Annotated in this window: 16 protein-coding genes; 6 read left to right on the top strand and 10 right to left on the bottom strand. The window is 51.3% G+C overall.

The genetic code is table 11. From position 1 onward, the window contains the following. Positions 1-254: 254 nt before the first annotated feature. Positions 255-854: a uracil-DNA glycosylase gene (locus tag MKY82_RS33330; RefSeq protein WP_339295191.1), complete on the top strand. Its 600-nt coding sequence runs from the start codon at positions 255-257 to the stop codon at positions 852-854. Between the two features lie 41 nt (positions 855-895). Here the strand turns inward: MKY82_RS33330 and MKY82_RS33325 are convergent, their stop codons facing one another. The 10 genes from MKY82_RS33325 to MKY82_RS33280 form a co-directional block, all read right to left on the bottom strand. After that, positions 896-1,831 carry a nucleoside hydrolase gene (locus MKY82_RS33325; protein WP_339295190.1) on the bottom strand — a complete coding sequence of 312 codons (936 nt, stop codon included), beginning with the start codon at positions 1,829-1,831 and terminating at the stop codon, positions 896-898. A gap of 24 nt (positions 1,832-1,855) precedes the next feature. Next, the gene (locus MKY82_RS33320) at positions 1,856-2,803 is read right to left on the bottom strand and encodes a nucleoside hydrolase (protein WP_194540198.1); all 948 of its coding nucleotides are present in this window, start codon (positions 2,801-2,803) and stop codon (positions 1,856-1,858) included. Between the two features lie 21 nt (positions 2,804-2,824). Next, positions 2,825-3,631 (bottom strand): ABC transporter ATP-binding protein, encoded by an 807-nt coding sequence (locus MKY82_RS33315; RefSeq protein ID WP_194540197.1) that lies wholly within the window; start codon positions 3,629-3,631, stop codon positions 2,825-2,827. After that, positions 3,628-4,488 carry an ABC transporter ATP-binding protein gene (locus tag MKY82_RS33310; RefSeq protein ID WP_339295189.1) on the bottom strand — a complete coding sequence of 287 codons (861 nt, stop codon included), beginning with the start codon at positions 4,486-4,488 and terminating at the stop codon, positions 3,628-3,630. The genes MKY82_RS33315 and MKY82_RS33310 overlap by 4 nt, the downstream gene beginning before the upstream one ends. Further along, positions 4,485-5,234 carry an energy-coupling factor transporter transmembrane component T gene (locus MKY82_RS33305; RefSeq protein ID WP_339220671.1) on the bottom strand — a complete coding sequence of 250 codons (750 nt, stop codon included), beginning with the start codon at positions 5,232-5,234 and terminating at the stop codon, positions 4,485-4,487. Before MKY82_RS33305 ends, MKY82_RS33310 begins: the two co-directional genes overlap by 4 nt. A 44-nt stretch (positions 5,235-5,278) precedes the next feature. Then, the gene (locus tag MKY82_RS33300) at positions 5,279-5,878 is read right to left on the bottom strand and encodes an ECF transporter S component (protein WP_015738050.1); all 600 of its coding nucleotides are present in this window, start codon (positions 5,876-5,878) and stop codon (positions 5,279-5,281) included. Between the two features lie 41 nt (positions 5,879-5,919). Next, positions 5,920-6,630, bottom strand: a complete 711-nt coding sequence (gene deoD, locus MKY82_RS33295) for a purine-nucleoside phosphorylase (RefSeq protein ID WP_194540194.1) — start codon at positions 6,628-6,630, stop codon at positions 5,920-5,922. Positions 6,631-6,767: 137 nt separating this feature from the next. Beyond that, a complete protein-coding gene (locus MKY82_RS33290) occupies positions 6,768-8,219 on the bottom strand; it encodes a helix-turn-helix domain-containing protein (RefSeq protein WP_339295188.1) in 1,452 nt (483 codons plus the stop codon). A 569-nt stretch (positions 8,220-8,788) separates the two neighbouring features. Then, positions 8,789-11,422, bottom strand: coding sequence for a family 16 glycosylhydrolase (locus tag MKY82_RS33285; protein WP_339295187.1), 2,634 nt, complete (start codon positions 11,420-11,422; stop codon positions 8,789-8,791). Between the two features lie 177 nt (positions 11,423-11,599). Then, the gene (locus MKY82_RS33280) at positions 11,600-11,986 is read right to left on the bottom strand and encodes a hypothetical protein (protein ID WP_339220664.1); all 387 of its coding nucleotides are present in this window, start codon (positions 11,984-11,986) and stop codon (positions 11,600-11,602) included. Between the two features lie 203 nt (positions 11,987-12,189). On the opposite strand from MKY82_RS33280, the gene MKY82_RS33275 reads away from it, so the two are divergent. The 5 genes from MKY82_RS33275 to MKY82_RS33255 all read left to right on the top strand — a co-directional run bounded on the left by MKY82_RS33275 (position 12,190) and on the right by MKY82_RS33255 (position 17,799). Continuing rightward, positions 12,190-12,675: a MarR family transcriptional regulator gene (locus MKY82_RS33275; RefSeq protein ID WP_233354695.1), complete on the top strand. Its 486-nt coding sequence runs from the start codon at positions 12,190-12,192 to the stop codon at positions 12,673-12,675. A gap of 63 nt (positions 12,676-12,738) precedes the next feature. Then, positions 12,739-13,938, top strand: coding sequence for an ArsA family ATPase (locus MKY82_RS33270; protein WP_339295186.1), 1,200 nt, complete (start codon positions 12,739-12,741; stop codon positions 13,936-13,938). A 26-nt stretch (positions 13,939-13,964) separates the two neighbouring features. Beyond that, entirely contained in the window at positions 13,965-14,156 is a 192-nt protein-coding gene (locus tag MKY82_RS33265) for a hypothetical protein (RefSeq protein ID WP_339295185.1), read from the top strand. A gap of 308 nt (positions 14,157-14,464) precedes the next feature. Further along, on the top strand, positions 14,465-16,252 hold the full coding sequence (locus MKY82_RS33260) for a sensor histidine kinase (RefSeq protein ID WP_339295184.1): 1,788 nt from the start codon (positions 14,465-14,467) through the stop codon (positions 16,250-16,252). After that, positions 16,249-17,799 (top strand): response regulator transcription factor, encoded by a 1,551-nt coding sequence (locus MKY82_RS33255; protein ID WP_194540188.1) that lies wholly within the window; start codon positions 16,249-16,251, stop codon positions 17,797-17,799. The genes MKY82_RS33260 and MKY82_RS33255 overlap by 4 nt, the downstream gene beginning before the upstream one ends. Positions 17,800-17,959 lie beyond the last annotated feature (160 nt).

The following is a 17,959-nucleotide window of genomic DNA, read 5'->3' as shown; positions in this document are numbered from 1 at the left end:
TTTAGGATAAGCAGCAGGTATAAATATTTGGACCAGAAAAGTATAAAGAAAGTGTAAAGAATGGACGCGGGCATGCCCGTACGAGGGCGAACAGGGGTCATAACAGGGCCATTCATCGGATAGGGAATAAGTGAGATGGGGGAATGTGGCACTAACACAATACGGTTGATCGGATATACGCGAGGGGATTTTTTACATTAGGTGACAGGTGGGCATAATGGAATCATTGTGTGCGACAGAAAGGAATGAATTACATGTCTACGGAAATGAATCATCCCTGCGTCATCTTGCCAGAAGAGCAAGCGCCCGAAGATATGCAGCATTGTGAACGCTGCGAATTGTGCAAACAGCGGAATCGCGTCATTTGGGGGGAAGGTAATCCGCAAGGCACGCTGATGATGATCCTGGATAACCCGGGAGCCAGGGAGGACCGGGAAGGAAATCCGTTCTTGTGCGGGACCCGGGAAACCCTCCAACTCGGCATGAGGGAAGCAGGCATGGATATAAACTCGGTTTACGTCACCTATTTGCTGAAACGCCGGCCAACCCGTGCTTACGATAAGCCTGCAACCCGAGCGGCATGCCTGCCGCATCTGCAGGCGCAGCTCCTTCAGAAGCAGCCGCTCGTACTATTCGGCTTCGGGAATGTCGTAGTCGAAGGATTATTCCCCGAGATGGAGAACGCCACCGTCAAGGAGCTACGGGGGAGCTGGCATGAGTTCCAGGGCATCCCCATTAGCTTTACCTATCACCCGCTGGCCGTAAGAAGAAGGCCCAACTTGCTAAGGTTCTTTGTCGAGGACTTGAAAGGGTTGAGGGAGAAGTGGGAGGAGAGAGCAGGGAGGGAAACCTAAAGAGGAGCGAACGCACCCGGCGTTCACTCCTTATGCTCAGCTTATTTCATCAAGGTCGCCATAAAATGCTCCTGAAACCGCTTGGCGTCGACACCGATACATACATTAACATTCGGCTGGTCGGTACAACGCGGACGCAGGTCGGCAACGGTTCTGCCATAGGAGTGGATGCCTTCCAGATCGACCTGGAGTACCATCGGTTGAACCTCGATCAGGCTCGGGTCGATCGCCACGGCTACCGCGAGTGGATCATGCAGGGCACAGCCGGTCCGATCGCCATAGGCTTCCCGGTAGCCTTCAATATAGTAGGAAGTCATGTCGGCCAAGAAGCGGGTCAGATCCGAATCCAGGTCTCTCCAACGCTGAATATCCTTCAGACTGAGCTCGGTCTGCATGGTCACGTCCAGCCCGACCAGCGTAATCGGAGCTCCCGATTGGAAGACGAGCTGGGCCGCTTCCGGATCGGAGTATACATTCGCTTCCGCATGCATCCGGCGGTTGCCCGCGACGCCCACGGCTCCGCCCATCACGATAACCTGACGTACCAGCGATGATATCTCCGGCGCCTGCAGAATGGCTGCGGCCAGATTGGTCAACGGGCCGACGCAGATCAGCGTTACCTGCTTCGGATACCGCCGGATTTGATCCACTATAAAGGCAGCGGCCGACGTTGTGACCGGCTTAGCTGCCGGATCGGGGAATGCCAAGTTGCCGAGTCCGTTCTCGCCATGAAACTGGACGGGATGCGACTTCATCGAGGCATGGAACAAGGGGGCGGCTTCCCCCATGGCAACCGGAATCCCGGCTGCGCCAAGCCGCTCCAACACATGGAGCGTATTTCGTGTCGCATGCTCCACCGGTACGTTACCGAAACAAGTCGTTATTCCAAGGATATCGAGTGCCGAGGATCGGACAGCGTAAGCAATCGCCAACGCGTCGTCAACGCCCGTATCCACATCCAATACGATTCGATGCATCAATCATGCTCCTTCCTCTGACGGTTATGACAGCACCGTTCGAATATAATGCTGCATGAATGCTTCTTCACGAACCTGCATGCAGACAGAGGCATTGGTCCGTGACTGCGGACGTCTGAAGTCTACCAGCGTCGCACCGGAGGAAATCTGTCCTTTTGTCTCGATATAGACGTAATAATCCTCCGTCTCCACGAGGGAGGCATCTTCGACGACAGCCAGCGCCAGCGGATCATGCATCAGCCGGTATCTGCCTTCGTTCAAGCGGTCGCTTGCCTCAAAGCTGAAGGTGAAGATGTGATGCATGAAAGCTTTTAACTCCGCCTGTTCCTCCGTGAAGCCGCTCATGAGTTGTTGATAATGAGCCTCGCCGAACTTCGCCTTTCCGGTCACGTCCAGGCCTACCATCGTAATCGGAATTCCGGACTCGAACACCCGATGCGCCGCTTCGGGGTCGCCGTGGATGTTGGCCTCGGACACGGGTGTTATATTGCCCGGCATCTTGATGGCGCCTCCCATCAGTACCAGCTTGGCTTTCTGCGCGATCGACGGGTCCTTGGCGAGCGCCACCGCTAAATTGGTTAACCTGCCGGTGAAGACAAGCGTAATGTCATGCGCCTGTTCCCGCACCTTCCGCACGATGAAATCGGATGCCCTCTCGTTCACCGGCGATTGGCGTGCCTTTGGCAGTACATATCCGGCCAGGCCGTTGGCTCCATGGATGGCGGTGACGTTCTCCCGGCGAGGGCGAAATAAAGGGGCATCCGCTCCCATGGCAACGGGAATTTCGTAGCCGGGCTGCGCCAATTGCAGCACTCGGAGCGTATTCTCCGTCGCCTGCTTCACATCTACGTTGCCGAATACCGTTGTAATGCCTTCTATATGCAGCTTATTGGACTTGACGGCAAAGATGAGCGCCAGGGCATCATCCACGCCGGTATCCACATCCAAGAGGATGTGTTTAACCTGCTCCATCGTTGTCACTCCCCTATTCCCTCACTTATGCTTGGCAAGCTCGTCCGCAAGCTCTGGTATTGCCAGGATGTTATGGCCGATATCCAGGGAGTGGCTGAGCCTGCTGATATGCGGCTGCTTCAGCATCGCCTGCTCCAGCACATCCAGATTCCAGAAGATGGCCCGCTTGTCGTCATCCGCAATGACCTGACGGTTCGCCATGACGATGACCCGCTGGAAGTTGTTCACGACAAATTCCATATCATGTGTGATGGTGATGATGGTTTTTCCTTCCTGGTTTAAAGCCTCGATCAGATGGGCGAGACGCGCCATAGCCGGAAGATCCTGGCCTGCCGTCGGCTCATCCAGAATGATGACGCTGGAATCCATCGCTATGACGGAGGCAATCGTTACGAATTTACGCATGGAGTAGGGCAGGTTGTACGGATTGTCCTTAAGAAACGGGACGACGCCTGCCAGCTCCGCCGCTTTCATGACGTTTGCTTTGACCTGTTCTTCCGATAGGCCCAGCTTGCGGGGACCGAATTCAATCTCGCTGTACACGTCGTTATGAAAAATTTGGTCGTCCGGGTTCTGGAACACATAGCCGACCTTTCTTGATATTTGGGCGGTGGTATAATCCCGTGTATTCCAGCCGTCGATGACGACATCCCCCTCGGAGGGCTTGAGCAGCCCGTTCATCATCTTGACGGTGGTCGTTTTACCCGCCCCGTTCTGGCCGACGATGGCAACGGATTCGCCCTTTCGGAAGGACATATTGACGCCGTCCACCGCTTTGTAGCCGTTTGGGTAGGCAAAGGAAACATTCGTCAAAGTCAGAAAGCTCATGCGTTAACCCCCTTCTTCATCCATGTCTTGACGGCATCCATGGCTTCTTTTTCAGTTAACGGGATGCTGCCAAGATCCATTCCCCGTTGGCGCATGTCCAGGCCGAACAGTGAATATTGGGGAAGTGCAGCTCCGAATGCTAGTGCGCGCTCATCGGTGAGAATCTCCTGCGAGCTGCCTTGCATGGCCACTTCACCCCCATTCAGCAGGATGACATCGTCGGCATATTCGGCAATCAGCTCGATTTTGTGCTCGACGAGAATAATGGTTTTCCCCTTCTTCTTCATCAGCTCGATAATCTTGAACACTTCTTCCGTTCCCTTCGGATCAAGCTGCGAGGTCGGCTCGTCAATCACGAGCACATCTGGCTCCATGACGATGATGGAAGCGAGCGCAACCCGCTGCTTCTGGCCGCCGGAGAGCTCGAACGGGTTTTTCTCCCGCAAATAATCGATCTCCAGCATCTTGATGACCTGATCCACCTTCTCCCGGATCAGTGCGGGATCCATGCCTAAATTTTCCAATCCGAAGGCAATCTCTTCAAAGACGTTATCCTTCACGCCGCTGATCTGTGTAAAAGGATTCTGGAACACATAGCCGATTTTTTGGGAGAGCTCGCCCATTTCCCATTCGCGGATATCCTTGCCTTCGATCAGCACCTCGCCGCGCAGATCTCCCATATAGAAGTGGGGGATAAACCCGCGGATGACGTTGCACAGGGTCGTTTTTCCGCCTCCGTTGGCCCCGATCAGCGCATACAGCTTGCCTCTTTCGATCGTTACATTCACGTTCTTGAGCGCATCGGACTCGCTGATCGGATATTGGTAGGATAGATTCTTGATCGTAATGATACTCATAGCGCAACTCTCCAGACGATTAAGATAGCAAGCAGTACGACCAGCAGCATTCGAACCAGCCGGTCATGCTTTGTTTTCTCCAGTTTGTAGATGCTGCTCTTTTTGACATTGGCCGAGAAGGCTCTCGACTCCAGCGTCAGTACCCGTTCCTCCGTGCTGGCCACGGATCCGAGGATGAGTGGACTAAGGGTGGGCAGGAAGGCCTTCATGCGGACAAGCAGCTTGCCTTCGGTTTCAACGCCTCGTGTTTTTTGGGCATCCATAATGACGTGGGTCAGCTTTTTCATCTCCGGAATGAGCTGCAAGGTGGACAAGATGACATAGGTTACTTTGGACGGCAGGCCGATCTGTTCCAGGGAATGGACTAAATCCTTGACCTTGGTGATGCGGAAGAACAGAATGAAGGCCGAGGCCACCGCCACGATTTTGGATGTCAGGAACAGGGCGAACTCCAGTCCCTCCCGCTTGATGGAGAAGATGCTCCAGCTCCAAAGAATGTCGTTGCCAGGGTAGAAGAAGCTCTGCAGGATAAAGATGAACACAACAATCATCAGCAGTGCCTTGATCGCCAGATTGGAAAACTCCTTAAAGCTGCCGGCAAAGTAGGCGAGGACCATACAAATCGGCAGAATCGCGTAGCTGAACCCGTAGCCGGGCACGATAAATGCGGCCATACATAAAGCGATGGTAATCATAAACTTGGTTGTTGGATAAAGACGGCTTAACAGGGACCGTTCGTTATTCACAAAAACCCCTCCCTTATGAAAGCGTATCCATTACGGACTATACGTCATTTCTTTTTGATAAAAGCTGCACCGTAATTGAGCTTGGACAAGTATCTTGGGGACATCTTCATCACGATGACAAAGGCAATGACGTTGCTGATGATTTTGTCGACGCTTTCCACCAGGATTTTGGTTGAGAATACCGCTGTCCAAATCTGTTGACCGGAGGCCAGGAATGTAGCAACCACGGCATCCGAAGAGTTGCCGGTCGCTCCGCCGAACATCAGCACCTGGATCGGAGAAGCCACGATCAGAACGGTCAGTACGACTGCGAATGAAGACAAGATCACTTTCCACAGCTTCGTATACATGCCTCTCATCGAGAGCAGGCCGACCACCAGACCGACGGCCATTTGTACAGGCGTAAATGCGAACGAGACCGGGTTCGTTATGCCGACAACAAGATTGGTGCTGGCCCCCGTAATCATACCGACCCAAGGACCGGCGATCATGGCCGTCAGAATCGTCCCGATGGTGTTCAGGTAAATCGGCAGCTTGAGCAGCAGAATGATTTGCGCCCCGACAAAATTGATGGCGATCCCGATCGGGATCAACAAAATGGCCAACAACGAAAAATCATATTTAAATCCGCGTTTGATTCCCATTGATTTTTCCCCCTAGAGCAAAGTTTGTTTTCAAGCAATCCCTATTCGTCCGCTAAAATGGTATGGAGCGCGACCTCGACCATGTCGTGGAAGGACTTCTCGCTGTCTTGATGGGACGAGCGCTCATTGGTCAGCAGATGACTGCCTACCGTCAATATGGACAGGGCCCTGACGCCGTACTTAGCAGCCAGCGTGTACAGGGCGGCGCTTTCCATCTCGACCGCGAGCACGCCGAACTCCATGAATTTATGAAGACGGTCCAACGTTTCCCTATAGAATTCATCGGAATTATAGATGTTGCCGACAAAGACATTGACCTGTTTCTCCTGAGCCAGCTGATGCGCTTTGCTTAGCATGGGGTAATCGGCGGTTGGCGCGTAATTGCAGCCATGAAATATTTTTTCCATCAGATTGCTGTCCGAGGATACGGCTTGGGCCAGAACGATGTCGCGGACCTGAAGCTCTTTTTGCATGGCGCCGCAAGTACCGATGCGGATCAGCTTTTTGACCCCGTAATCCTGAATCAGCTCCGTCGCATATATGCTCATGGTCGGGTTGCCCATTCCCGTACCTTGGACAGAAACGGGAACGCCTTTATAAAGGCCGGTGTACCCGTACATGCCTCTCACTTCGTTGTAACAATATACCTCCTCCAAAAAGTGCTCAGCCACAAACTTCGCCCGCAGCGGATCGCCGGGCAGCAGCACGCGTTCTGCGATATCTCCCTGTTGTGCTCCCAAATGTATGCTCATCTTGCTCCTCCTGCTTACTGGCCTCCCTTTTAAGAAAGCGCTTTATTCTTTGATCTGCCTTCATCATAGTCAGAATCGGAGGGATAACCAAGACCAGAAAGTTACGGAGCTTAACGGAAAAATGCAACCATGAGGTCTCATGGTTGCATTAATTCCTTGCGGATATTTTCCAAATCCCGTTTGGTCGGTATCGTTGAAATAATGACCACGGGTACTGTATTCAGCTTAACTGGAAACGTGCTGATCACGAAATCGATGCCGTGCTTCTGAATCATTTCATCGGTAAGCCCCTCCATAATGGAGGTGTTGATGATCAGCTCGTCGCCGATTTCATTCTTGATGAGCTTGGCGACGTAATGGCGGATGGAGAATTCCTCGCCGATCAGCAGGAAAGCTTTTTTGCTGTTATAGCGCAGGCTGGAGCTGATCAACAGCGTCAGCTTCGTCAGATGATAGTCGTTATACCGCATGCCGGGGTAACGCTGGCTCCATTCCTGCATGCAGCTCTTTACGCTTTGATACATGGGGCGGCAATCCCTTTGGACATATTCCGTCAGGCTGCTTGCCGAGATGGCGATTAGATCGGGAAGCGCATTTTCCAGCCGGAGCTTCTCGAAGAAATCCCCGATTTCCCAGATGAACCGGTCGTTCATATCGATCGCAGGGAACGCGGCAAGCGCCAGCATGAGGAAATCATTGATGATTTGATATTTTTCCTCCTCGATTTGCATCAGATTCGCTTTCTCCCTCGATAACATCGCGCTGACTTTCGCTTCATCATAATAATTGTATTGGCCCAAGCTGAACATGGCCTGCAGAAACCGGATTTCGTCCAGCGGCAAATGAATGGCGTACCGCTGTTCCAGCGCTCTGGCCAGTGTGGCAACAGAGGCGTGAAGCATGCGATTCTCCCAGTCATATGACCCGCTCTGAACATCCGCGTATTTGCCCTGCAGCACTCGGGTAATCATGATTGCCGCCAGAAACGACAAGCTCCGCTTAGCGTTAAGGAAATACACGATGTCATTCTCCGACTCGATCGCTGTAATGTACTCATGGATCTGGGCTTGGTCGATGTCGGTAAATGGCCAGCCGGAGAATTCAAAGGCATCGTAAAACATTTTCCAGTAAAAATAACGAATACTGATTTCACTGCCTTTGACCTCTGGCATGGAATACGCAATGCGCAAATGGTATGGCTTCAATTCATGGTTGTTCAGCCGGATGATCAGCTTTTTCAGCGAAGAAGAGCTCATATACAGCTTGTCTGCCAGCTCTTCCAGCGAGTAACGCCCTCCCTCGGCAAAAAGCACAGCGAGCAGCTGGTAGAAGGTTCTCTGTCTGTACATGGAAGAGATGACTTCGCCAATCGCGACATTTCGTTTATCATAATGGAGAATGACGCCTTTTCCCCGCGAAATCTCGAAATGAATGGAAGGAGGAAGCTCCTGCTTGGCTTCATCGATAATTTTACGGATGGTTTTGTCCGATACGCCAATCTGCTCTTCAATCTCGGCAAGGGTGAACCAGCGATATTCGGAATCGAGCAGGGTCAACAGCTTGTGTGTCAGTATGAATTCCTTTTCCATGTGTCTGCGTTCCCCCTTACTAACGAGTCGGTTAGAGACATTCGTCTTACCTGTTGATAGACCTAAGTATGGGACGTAATGTACGGATTTATAAACAGCCGTGCAAAACGTTCAGAAGGCATCCCGTTTCACGCGGCTTACAGTCCATGTGCTTTTTCTATTTGGAGGATAGCTATGCCTCGGGCAAGTATTCTTATAAGTAATCGTAATAGGCTTTGAGGTTTTAATCAATCGGTATATCAAAAACTTAACGCATGTGGGTGTAAAACGCTTGATGACCTAATGATCAGCGAAATGTTGGTCGCACAGCCTAAAGCAAGATACGTCATGAAAGTCTTGCATTCCAGACAGGTGAGTAAAGAGAGTGTACATTCGTAATATTGAGCTATATGCAAAAAATATGAAGACAAGTGAATCAGCTAACCAACCATAGCTGATCAACTGAAGAAAGGCCGTCGATGATGTCGACGGCCTTCTGTTTGCCCAGATTAATTTGACATTGCGCGATTGCAACCCGGAGCGGGCACCTTGTTTACCTGCAGCGATATGTCTGTCAAGACTTACCCGGTTTACTCCGGTGTTCCTTGCGTTACCCCATGAACATACGTCAGCCAAGGGGTGTCCAGTGCTCCTTGCCCCGGGTTATAGGTAAAGAAGTATTCGACGGTATCACCATGCTTCAGGTTGTTGACAGGGTAGGTATAGTTGCCGTTCCCCGTTGGGGCCATGGCTACGTTTAATTGCCCGCCATTATTGATCTTATAATGTAAATCGGCAAAGGTCGCGCCATTGACATAGAATAGCAGGTCATCGCCGATCTTCTTCAGACCCTTCGCCTCATCACCGATGACGATCACGGTGGACGGTGCCGGTACAACGATAATCGAGGCGCTGGCTGTTTTATTACCGTCAGCGGTTGTCGCCGTGACGGTTGTCGTGCCCGGAGCGAGCCCGGTCACGAGACCGCTTGCACTCACGGATGCGATGCCGCTGCTCGCAACCGACCACGTGACCTGCTTATTCGTTGCATTGGACGGCGCCACGCTGGCGTTTAGTTGAACACTTTGCCCGACTTCCACCTGTGCCGTGGTCGGATTCACCGTTACGCCGGTAACGGACACGTTTCCTGGATTCTGGCCACCGCCTTGCCCTTCTTTATAAACACGGACATAGTCCACCTGCATCGTTGCAGGGATATCGGACGGATCCGGGGTCCGGCCGCCGTCAAAGGTACCGCCGATCGCCAGGTTCATAATGAGATAGAACGGCTGATCGAATGGGGCGTTCGGATTGTTCGGCGCGGCTGCGGAATACCATTGATCGCGGGTTACCTTAAAGAAGAACTTGCCATCCACGTACCATTTAATATTGTCCTCTTCCCAGACGACCGAATAGACATGATAGTCATTGGCAAAGGTTTGGCCTTCAGGGAAGTGATACTCACCGGAAAGATGCCGGTTCGTCGGCCATTGGCCCCCAAAGTGTACGGCGCCGCTCGTCGCACCTGGCAAGCGTCCTCTTGCTTCCATCACATCGATTTCGCCGGAGGCTGCCCATGTTCCGTACACATGATCCTGCGGAAGCATCCAGAGCGCAGGCCAGATGCCGTTACCGGTAGGCAGCTTGGCACGGAAATCCACGCGGCCGTATGTGAGGGAGAAATGATCTTTGGTGTTAATTTTGCCAGAGGAGTATTGTGCATACCGATTTGGATCCTGCGGGAAGGATTTTGGCTCATTCAAGGCCTTGATATTAAGCTTTCCATCCTGTACAAAAATATTTTGCGCACTATTGGTATAGTGCTGCAGCTCCGAGTTGCCCCAACCCCAGGTATTCGGATCATCATTGAGATAATACCCTGTTTCATAATTCCATTTGCTGTTATCGAGCGTCGTCCCGTTAAACTCATCCTGCCAGATGAGATTCATGCCCTCGATGGCAGAGTCGCTTGGCGTTCCGATCGGAATATCCTCCTGGTCGGTTACATCCGGGCGCGGAGCATCCGGGTTGCCAATCAAGGTATAGTTGACAAAATTGCTGCCCACACTTCCACCTGCCTGCCCATTTAGCGGATAGCCGATACGGATCTGCATATCCTCCTGGATCGGCTGGAACCATAGGCCATAGATATGGTCGGCCCAATATCCCCACTGGTTGGCATCGGACATGTTATTGTAGCCGTTTGCCGAGTATACAAATCCGCTCTGGCTTGAATTGTCCAGATCCACCCATTGCCCGTTGATGTTAATCTGGTATACGAAATTGCCAAGCTCTGTACCGATTGGGGCGCCTCCATCAATCTTAGGCAGCGGGATGCCGATAGCGCCGCTTGCATCAGCTGTAAAGGTCGTTCCTTCATAAGGCGTAAGGACATAAGAGTTTCTTACGGGCTCATTAAAGGTGATAGTATACACGATGTTAGCCGAAGAGGTCTTCGATTCTAATTTGACGTTAATCGATTCCGTTACGTTAAACCAGTAGCCGCCGCCTCCATCGGTAAATTGACCAAAGTTCTGATCATAGATCCAGCCGCTGGCTGCGTTGTTGTCAATATCGATCCATTGGCTGCTGTTTACGGGCTTTACATACACTTTCAAATCATCCGCTACGGCCGCATAGGTTATGGCCGGATCCTGATTGAATATCGGATAGGTAAAGCCGGCACCGCCCGTAAAACCTGCCGTAATTTGAGGTCCTTGAGTCGGAGTCATCGCCGTGATAGTAGTTTTGTTGATGTTTTCAAAGACGAGTGAATATTCAAGCGTGACCCCATTGGCTTTGGAGTACAGCTGAATCTCCGTTGTTGCGGAGAGCGTGAACCAATAGCCGGTAAAGCCGCCGTCGTTCCAGTGGCCCCAGTTCTGGTTATAGACAAAGCTGCCGACACTGTCGATATCGACCCAGCTGCCATTTACTTTCACCTTTACTCCCAGGTCCTGGGCAACATCATTCCAGGTGGCAGAGCCTCCGTTGAATATCGGCATGACAAAACCGTAGCTGGCCTGCCCGACTCCTGATTTTGTGATGACAGGTCCGTCCGCAGCTGAAAAATAAGACATCGAGGTGATGGTGGTTCCAGCAGCGTCAGCTGCCTGAACCTTCGAAGTCGGCAATAAGCCGATGCCAGCCAGTATCATGACCGCCAAGAACAAACTCAATACCTTTTGCCTATACCGCCTTTCCGAAATTTGAGATCGCTTCATAAATACCCTCCCTTAAAAAAATATGGATTCTCCCAGACTATGCGCGTAATGGAAAACGCTTACACCGAAGGAATATCTTTATTCTATCGAATTTCATAATCAGAAGGATAGGTACCATTTTTTTGGTTGGGTCCCATAATTTCGGGTTTATATATAATACTGGCTATATACTAGAGCCTATGGCAGCGTTAGTCCCAAGACGGTCAGAATGAGCGCAACGGTCATCAAGATCCAGCTGGGATGAAGGCGACGCATTACCCAAAAAGAGATGATTGCACCGTACAGAAAAGAACTGCCGGCTAGCAGGCCCGTCACGAGCCTTGCCTCCTGCCCGAACCAGATCGCGGCTGCAATCAAAAAGAGCCCGCTGAGTAACCAGTTGAATGTGCTGAAATGTAAAAGCAGCGTCCCAAGCCTTCGCAGCGGCGCAGATATTCGCCCATCCGCTTCAAAAACCGTCTCCATCGGCTTAATGATCACCCGTTTCATGAGAATGCCGTGTGCCACTGCCGTGCCGCCGCCGATGACACCGGCCGTTGCCAAAACCATACTACTCCAATCCATATCCATGCACCTCCAGTAACATATTAATACGATTTCGTAGTAATGACTGGAAATCAATGTAACACTGAGCATGAAGTGCTGTCAATCGTAGGTTTTACCTGCTAATAAAAACATCGTATAAAAATTCGGCAGGTGATTGATATTATTACGAAATCGTATTAAAATAGGCGCAGACGTAATATTACGAAATCGTACGAAAAGGAGTGACCGGTATCCAACACCTATATGACCTTTTCCTCAAGACCGGTCTGCGTCCGTTTGCTTTTATGACCGATACGCTTCAGCTTGAACAAAAAGTGACTCGCTCCGATATGTCAACGCTGCTTATTTTGCTCCTCCGCGGAGATTTGACGATGTCGCAGCTGGCCTCCGAGATGGGGGCACCTTTAAGTTCGATGACAAGCATAGCTAAACGGCTTGAACGTAAAGGCTTGATTGCACGGGCTACGTCTGCACAAGATCAACGGGTTAAGCTCGTCACGCTGACGCAGGAAGGTCTGCAGCTGGCAAAGGAATGGGAGCAAATCATGATGGCGATGCTGAGCAGGTTGGAGACGGCATTTACGCCTGAGGAAATGGAGCAATTCACGACACTACTGTTCAAGGCAGCCAGAGTCTTCCAGGATGGGGGACCTGTAACGCTTCAAGAAAAGAAGCGTCACTCTGTAAAGATTCAGATTGAGGAATAACCGGTTCAAACCGGATTCCTCCGGCTATTTACTACGAAATCGTACTAAAAGGAGCGGATGGATATGAGGATCATCATCTACACAGGCAAAGGTGGCGTCGGCAAGACGAGTATTGCGGCGGCGACGGCAGTGAAAATGGCCAAACAAGGCAAACGGACCCTTATTCTCAGCACAGATGCGGCACATAGCTTAGCAGATTCGCTGGCGGTATCGATCGGACCGGATCCCGTCCAAATCAGCGACAACTTGTGGGGGCAGGAAGTGAATGCGATCCGCGAGACGGAGCGCAATTGGGGAACCGTCCAGGGCTGGATCACGAAATTACTTGACAAAGCGCAGCTTAAAGATGTCACTACAGAAGAAATGCTTGTGTTCCCAGGCATGGAGGAGCTTTTCAGTTTGCTGAAAATCAAGGAACATGCTGAAAGCGGGCAATATGACGTACTGGTGGTGGATTGCGCCCCGACCGGAGAGACGCTGCGGCTGCTTAGCTATCCAAACGTATTGAATTGGTGGCTGGAGAAGATATTCCCGACCGAACGCAAATTGATCAAGATCGTGCGGCCTGTGGCCAAAATTGTAAAGGATATCGATCTTCCTTCGGATGACGTGCTGGACAGCATCGAGCGGTTAGCACGCGGCTTGGAGGAAATGCAGCGGCTCGTTCTGGATCCGGAGATCACGTCGGTCAGGATCGTGCTGAATCCTGAGAAGATGGTGCTTGCCGAAGCGAAGCGCTCCTTTACCTATTTGAATCTGTTCGGGTTCAATACGGATGCCATTATCGTTAATCGGGTGCTGCCGGATGAGGCAGGGAAAGGATTCTTCGCGCATTGGCGGGACATTCAAAAGAAATACGAGGAAGAAATCGTATTGAACTTTCAGCCGCTTCCGATTCTGAAGGCGCCTATGATGCAAAAGGAAGTTATCGGACTCCCTATTCTTGAGGAATTAGCGGATATCGTTTATGGAGAGCAGGTTCCTTCTTCCATGCTGTATCGTGGCAGAACGGAGACGATCCGGGAGGAGGACGGAGATATGCTGCTGGAGCTTTCCATTCCCTTTGTCGAAAAGGCGGATCTTGATTTAACGCAGACAGGCGACGAATTGACGGTAGACGCAGGCGCCTACAAACGTAAGGTCATCCTACCAAGAACGCTGATGGGCCGCGAAGTTATAGGCGCAAGGTATGCGAAGGACCGTCTTATCATCCGTTTCGGCAAACGGGAATTGACTGCACAAGGAAAGGTTGAAGATCAATGAGAAGCGCAGAGCTTAGGAGGGAACGAATGATGGAAAATCTGCTTCGAGTGGAGCGTTTGTTGGAAAATCTGGAGCGACATCAAACCAAGGAGCATGTAAAAAACGCGGTCAAGGAATGGCTGCTTGCATCGCGATCCGTGATCGACAGTGTCATCGACACGATTGAGGAGGAAAAAGCCCCCCCTGTTGCCCGCAAAATTAATATTTCAAAAGACTAGCAACGATTAGCATTTCCATTTCGCGTTCGGTCAGAACGAACGGGATGCCATTCCTTGCTGCCTTCGCAATTCATCAATTCCATACTAGAATACGTTTATACCTCGTTCGGTGGCATGAAGCGGAGTGCCGCATTCGTGGGCCGCGGAAAGCGCGTGATTTATTTCATTGAACTTCATAAAGATGCAAATTTCAATTGCCGGGTTTACGGAAAGGGTGTACACTGGGTGCCGAAGTGACCATTATATAACAGGGTGTGTTTCATATTTTCAGACTGCGCCAATTCTATTTAAATCATCTGAAGCGAAAAATGTTCAACAAAATCGTTGTGCTGTATTCGACCGTCATGATCGTGCTATTTGCGATTGCGGCAACCCTGGTTTATCAATACCAGACGCAGCGCATACTCCGCGAGCAGACCGATGCGAATCTTAAATCCGCGCATGTTCTGAATATTTATTTAAGCCGGCAGTATGAGGGCATACAGAATATATTTCAGCAGATATATGGAGATGCCACGCTGAGCGATGAGCTGATCTATTTTTTGAACCACGAATATGAGAGTTACCTGAAATACCGCCTGGATTTGTACACCAGGACGGGAGAACAGCGTTTGCGCTCTTTCAATACCTTGCTGAAAAATTACCTGGAGCAGGAATCAAGCGCCAGAAGCGTGTCGATCTACAGCTATCCGAACAATTTCTACATGCATATCAGCCGGACCAACCAGCAGCTGAATAATGAAGCGGGCTCCAAGAACAAGTGGGAGACCTGGTTCGCCCGCCGGGAGCAGCACAGCTGGGATACCATGCCGCAGAACGAGTCTTCGCATTCACCGGGAGGCTCCAGTCCAAGATCGTATTCTTATTCGAGAGAGCTGAAGGACCCGTGGACCCTGAATCGGGTGGGGATGATGAATGTGGAGTTCGACGCCCGGCAAATTTCATCCTGGCTGGAGAGCCGCGTTTCGGTCAAAGGCCGGATCCTGGTGTTGAACGCACAGGAAACCGTGATTTACGATTCGGAGGACGAGTACTACGGTCAAACCTATCCATACCACCTGGAGCAGGAGAAAGCCGGGGACTGGATTCAGCTGGATGAACCCTCCAAAGTGAACATATTGAATGTCGGCAATGCGGGCCTGTCGGTGGTGGGCATTGTGTCGCAATCTTTGATTAAAGAGAGCACGGAGAGTCTCAGAACCGGACTGATTCTGGTCACCCTGGTGTTTATGGCGGCCAGTTTTGCGATTACGTTTACGATCGTTCGCAAGTTCTCCAAAAAAGTGCAGCGGATCATCCGCTCGATGAACCGGATCGGCGAAGGGGACCTGTCGACGCGCATTCAAATGTCCGGCGAAGACGAGCTTCAGCAGATTTCTCGCCGGTTTAACGACATGGGCGACCGTTTGGAGCAATATATCGATAAAATGTATACCTCGGAGATCAAGCAAAAAAACGCGGAGCTGGTTGCCCTGCAATCCCAGATCAACCCCCATTTTCTATACAATACGCTTGAATCCATTCGCATGAAGGCGTACTTCGTGGGGGCAAAGGAAGTGGGGCAAATGATATACAGCTTGTCGGTCATGTTCAAGAACATGGTAAAGAAAAGCACGGTGGTTACCGTTGAAGAGGAAATGGACATGTGTTCCGTTTATCTCGACTTGTTCCGCATTCGCTATGACGGTCGGCTGGAGACGGAGATCGAGGTGGATCCGGAAATCCAAAGTGCCAGCATTATCAAGCTGCTAGTCCAGCCGATCGTGGAAAACTATATCGTTCACGGATTTCGCCCGCTGGAAGACAACAATAAAATTTCAGTCCGAGCTCATGGGGCAGGGGACCGGGTCGTGATCATCGTATCGGACAATGGAACGGGCATTCCGGAGGAAAAGCTGACCCAAATTCGCGGCACGCTGAACAAGGTTCTCCAGCCTCCCGAAAAGGGCCATCGTTCGATCGGGCTGATGAACGTGCATGAACGAATCGTGCTGAACTACGGGAATGATTACGGAGTGACTATAAACAGTACGGAAGGACAGGGAACCGAGGTCCGCATGGAAATACCGATGCTTCGCAAGGGGGAGACGACATGAGGAAGGTATTTTTTGTTGATGACGAGCCTTTGATCGCTCAGGGCTTAGCCACCATTGTGGATTGGCAGGACTACGACCTGCATGTGTCTGGTTCGGCCAACGATGGGTTACAGGCGCTTGAGAGGTTGAAGGAAGAGCCCGTGGATCTGCTGATCACGGACATTATGATGCCCAGAATGAACGGGCTCGAGCTGATCAAGAAGGTAAAGGAAATGCATCCCCGCACCAAATTCATAGTGCTGAGCGGGTACGAAGAATTTGAATATGTGAAGGTGGGGATCACGCTCGGCATTCAGAATTACATTTTGAAGCCGATCAACATTGAGGAGCTGGAAGCCACCATTAAGCATATCCGAGGCGATTGGGAACGCGAGGAATTGAAACGGTTTCGCTCCGAGGAGGATTGGAAGATTCTCCGCAGCAATATTTTGCAGCGATGGGTCAACGGTGACATCAAAAGCTCGGAATTAAAACAAAGAGCCGAACTTCTCGGAATTCCGCTGAATTATGTGTCTTACCAGGTTTACGTATTGCGGCTCATATCTGACGAACGCCCGGTATCCCAGCTCTATCGCTTGACCAGCCTAGCCGATGAATATTGCCGGGCTTTCTCGGAAGAGCTTGGGGGAGATCATGAGGTGATCTGCTTCCCCGATGCGGATGACGACATCGTGGTGATGTCGGTCGCGATGACTGAGCGGAGGGATGCCGCACGGGAGGGTATGAGAAATGCCATGGTCAAGCTGAGGGAGCTGACTGGCTTGCGCATGTGGTGCTCCGAAGGAAATGCGGGATTCAATGATTTCAAAGACATTCAGGAGAGCTACAGGAAGGCGAAGAGCCACTTCAACGCCTGTCTGATTGCCGGAGATGACATGACGCTGTACAGTCCGCCTGCGGAACCGGAGACCGTTCAGGCTTCTTCGCCGTCCGCTCGCCCCGACACGTTTGCGAAGCTGCTGATCGAGGGAGACGTTCCGTCCTTGCAGGCTTATATCGAGTCCGTTCTCGGCGGTGACAGCGGAGAGCAGACGGTACCCCGGGGAAGCTGCTTGAATGCGGCAGTCCAGCTGATGATCGCGGCGAAGGATATGGAGAAGAACCCCGATTACAGCGAGGTGTTTACGCCAATGCACCGGATTAATACGCTCCAGGGACTCCGAAATCATGTGTGGCGTATCGTCGAGCGCAGCCTTGCGCGCCTGGAAGAAGCGGATCAGGGCTATAGCCTGCATGTCTCGTTCCTTGTAGAGCAGGTCCAGCACCATTATCCGGAAGAGCTTTCCCTGAAGACGCTGAGCCAGCGGCTGCAGATGCATCCGAATTATTTGGGGCAGCTTTTTCAGCAGGAGGTCGGAGCAAGCTTCTCGGATTATTTGAACCAGTACCGCATCGAGAAAGCCACGCAGCTCCTGTTACATACCGATCAAAAGACGGCGGATATTGCGTTCAGCGTAGGTTATACGGACAGCTCGTACTTTTACAGGCAGTTCAAAAAGTATACGGGCGTGTCTCCAACTGAAATGAGGTCCATGTATCGGATCTAAATAAACCGTAAACCGTCTAGTGGCAGGCTCAGGGCTGATAAGCTTTGGCCTGTTTTTTGTTGTTTTCTGGGGATTCTTTAATTTATCCATCCCGTTCTAGTATTTTTCAACTTGAGCGCGATAGCGCTTACTTGGCACAATGATAGTAGTTAAGGGTGAG

The sequence above is a fragment of the Paenibacillus sp. FSL W7-1279 genome, from assembly GCF_037969845.1.
Classification (GTDB): domain Bacteria; phylum Bacillota; class Bacilli; order Paenibacillales; family Paenibacillaceae; genus Paenibacillus_AQ.
Note: the sequence above shows the minus strand (reverse complement) of the source record. Positions and strands in the feature narration are given on the sequence as shown.

What these genes read in the sequence shown, in the direction of transcription:
- MKY82_RS33270 (WP_339295186.1), top strand. Translation starts at nt 12,739, where the DNA reads ATGAGGATCATCATCTACACAGGCAAAGGTGGCGTCGGCAAGACGAGT.
- MKY82_RS33255 (WP_194540188.1), top strand. Translation starts at nt 16,249, where the DNA reads ATGAGGAAGGTATTTTTTGTTGATGACGAGCCTTTGATCGCTCAGGGC.
- MKY82_RS33325 (WP_339295190.1), bottom strand. Translation starts at nt 1,831, where the DNA reads ATGCATCGAATCGTATTGGATGTGGATACGGGCGTTGACGACGCGTTG.
- MKY82_RS33260 (WP_339295184.1), top strand. Translation starts at nt 14,465, where the DNA reads ATGTTCAACAAAATCGTTGTGCTGTATTCGACCGTCATGATCGTGCTA.
- MKY82_RS33265 (WP_339295185.1), top strand. Translation starts at nt 13,965, where the DNA reads ATGATGGAAAATCTGCTTCGAGTGGAGCGTTTGTTGGAAAATCTGGAG.
- MKY82_RS33280 (WP_339220664.1), bottom strand. Translation starts at nt 11,986, where the DNA reads ATGGATTGGAGTAGTATGGTTTTGGCAACGGCCGGTGTCATCGGCGGC.
- MKY82_RS33315 (WP_194540197.1), bottom strand. Translation starts at nt 3,631, where the DNA reads ATGAGCTTTCTGACTTTGACGAATGTTTCCTTTGCCTACCCAAACGGC.
- MKY82_RS33300 (WP_015738050.1), bottom strand. Translation starts at nt 5,878, where the DNA reads ATGGGAATCAAACGCGGATTTAAATATGATTTTTCGTTGTTGGCCATT.
- MKY82_RS33330 (WP_339295191.1), top strand. Translation starts at nt 255, where the DNA reads ATGTCTACGGAAATGAATCATCCCTGCGTCATCTTGCCAGAAGAGCAA.
- MKY82_RS33310 (WP_339295189.1), bottom strand. Translation starts at nt 4,488, where the DNA reads ATGAGTATCATTACGATCAAGAATCTATCCTACCAATATCCGATCAGC.
- MKY82_RS33320 (WP_194540198.1), bottom strand. Translation starts at nt 2,803, where the DNA reads ATGGAGCAGGTTAAACACATCCTCTTGGATGTGGATACCGGCGTGGAT.
- MKY82_RS33285 (WP_339295187.1), bottom strand. Translation starts at nt 11,422, where the DNA reads ATGAAGCGATCTCAAATTTCGGAAAGGCGGTATAGGCAAAAGGTATTG.
- MKY82_RS33290 (WP_339295188.1), bottom strand. Translation starts at nt 8,219, where the DNA reads ATGGAAAAGGAATTCATACTGACACACAAGCTGTTGACCCTGCTCGAT.
- deoD (WP_194540194.1), bottom strand. Translation starts at nt 6,630, where the DNA reads ATGAGCATACATTTGGGAGCACAACAGGGAGATATCGCAGAACGCGTG.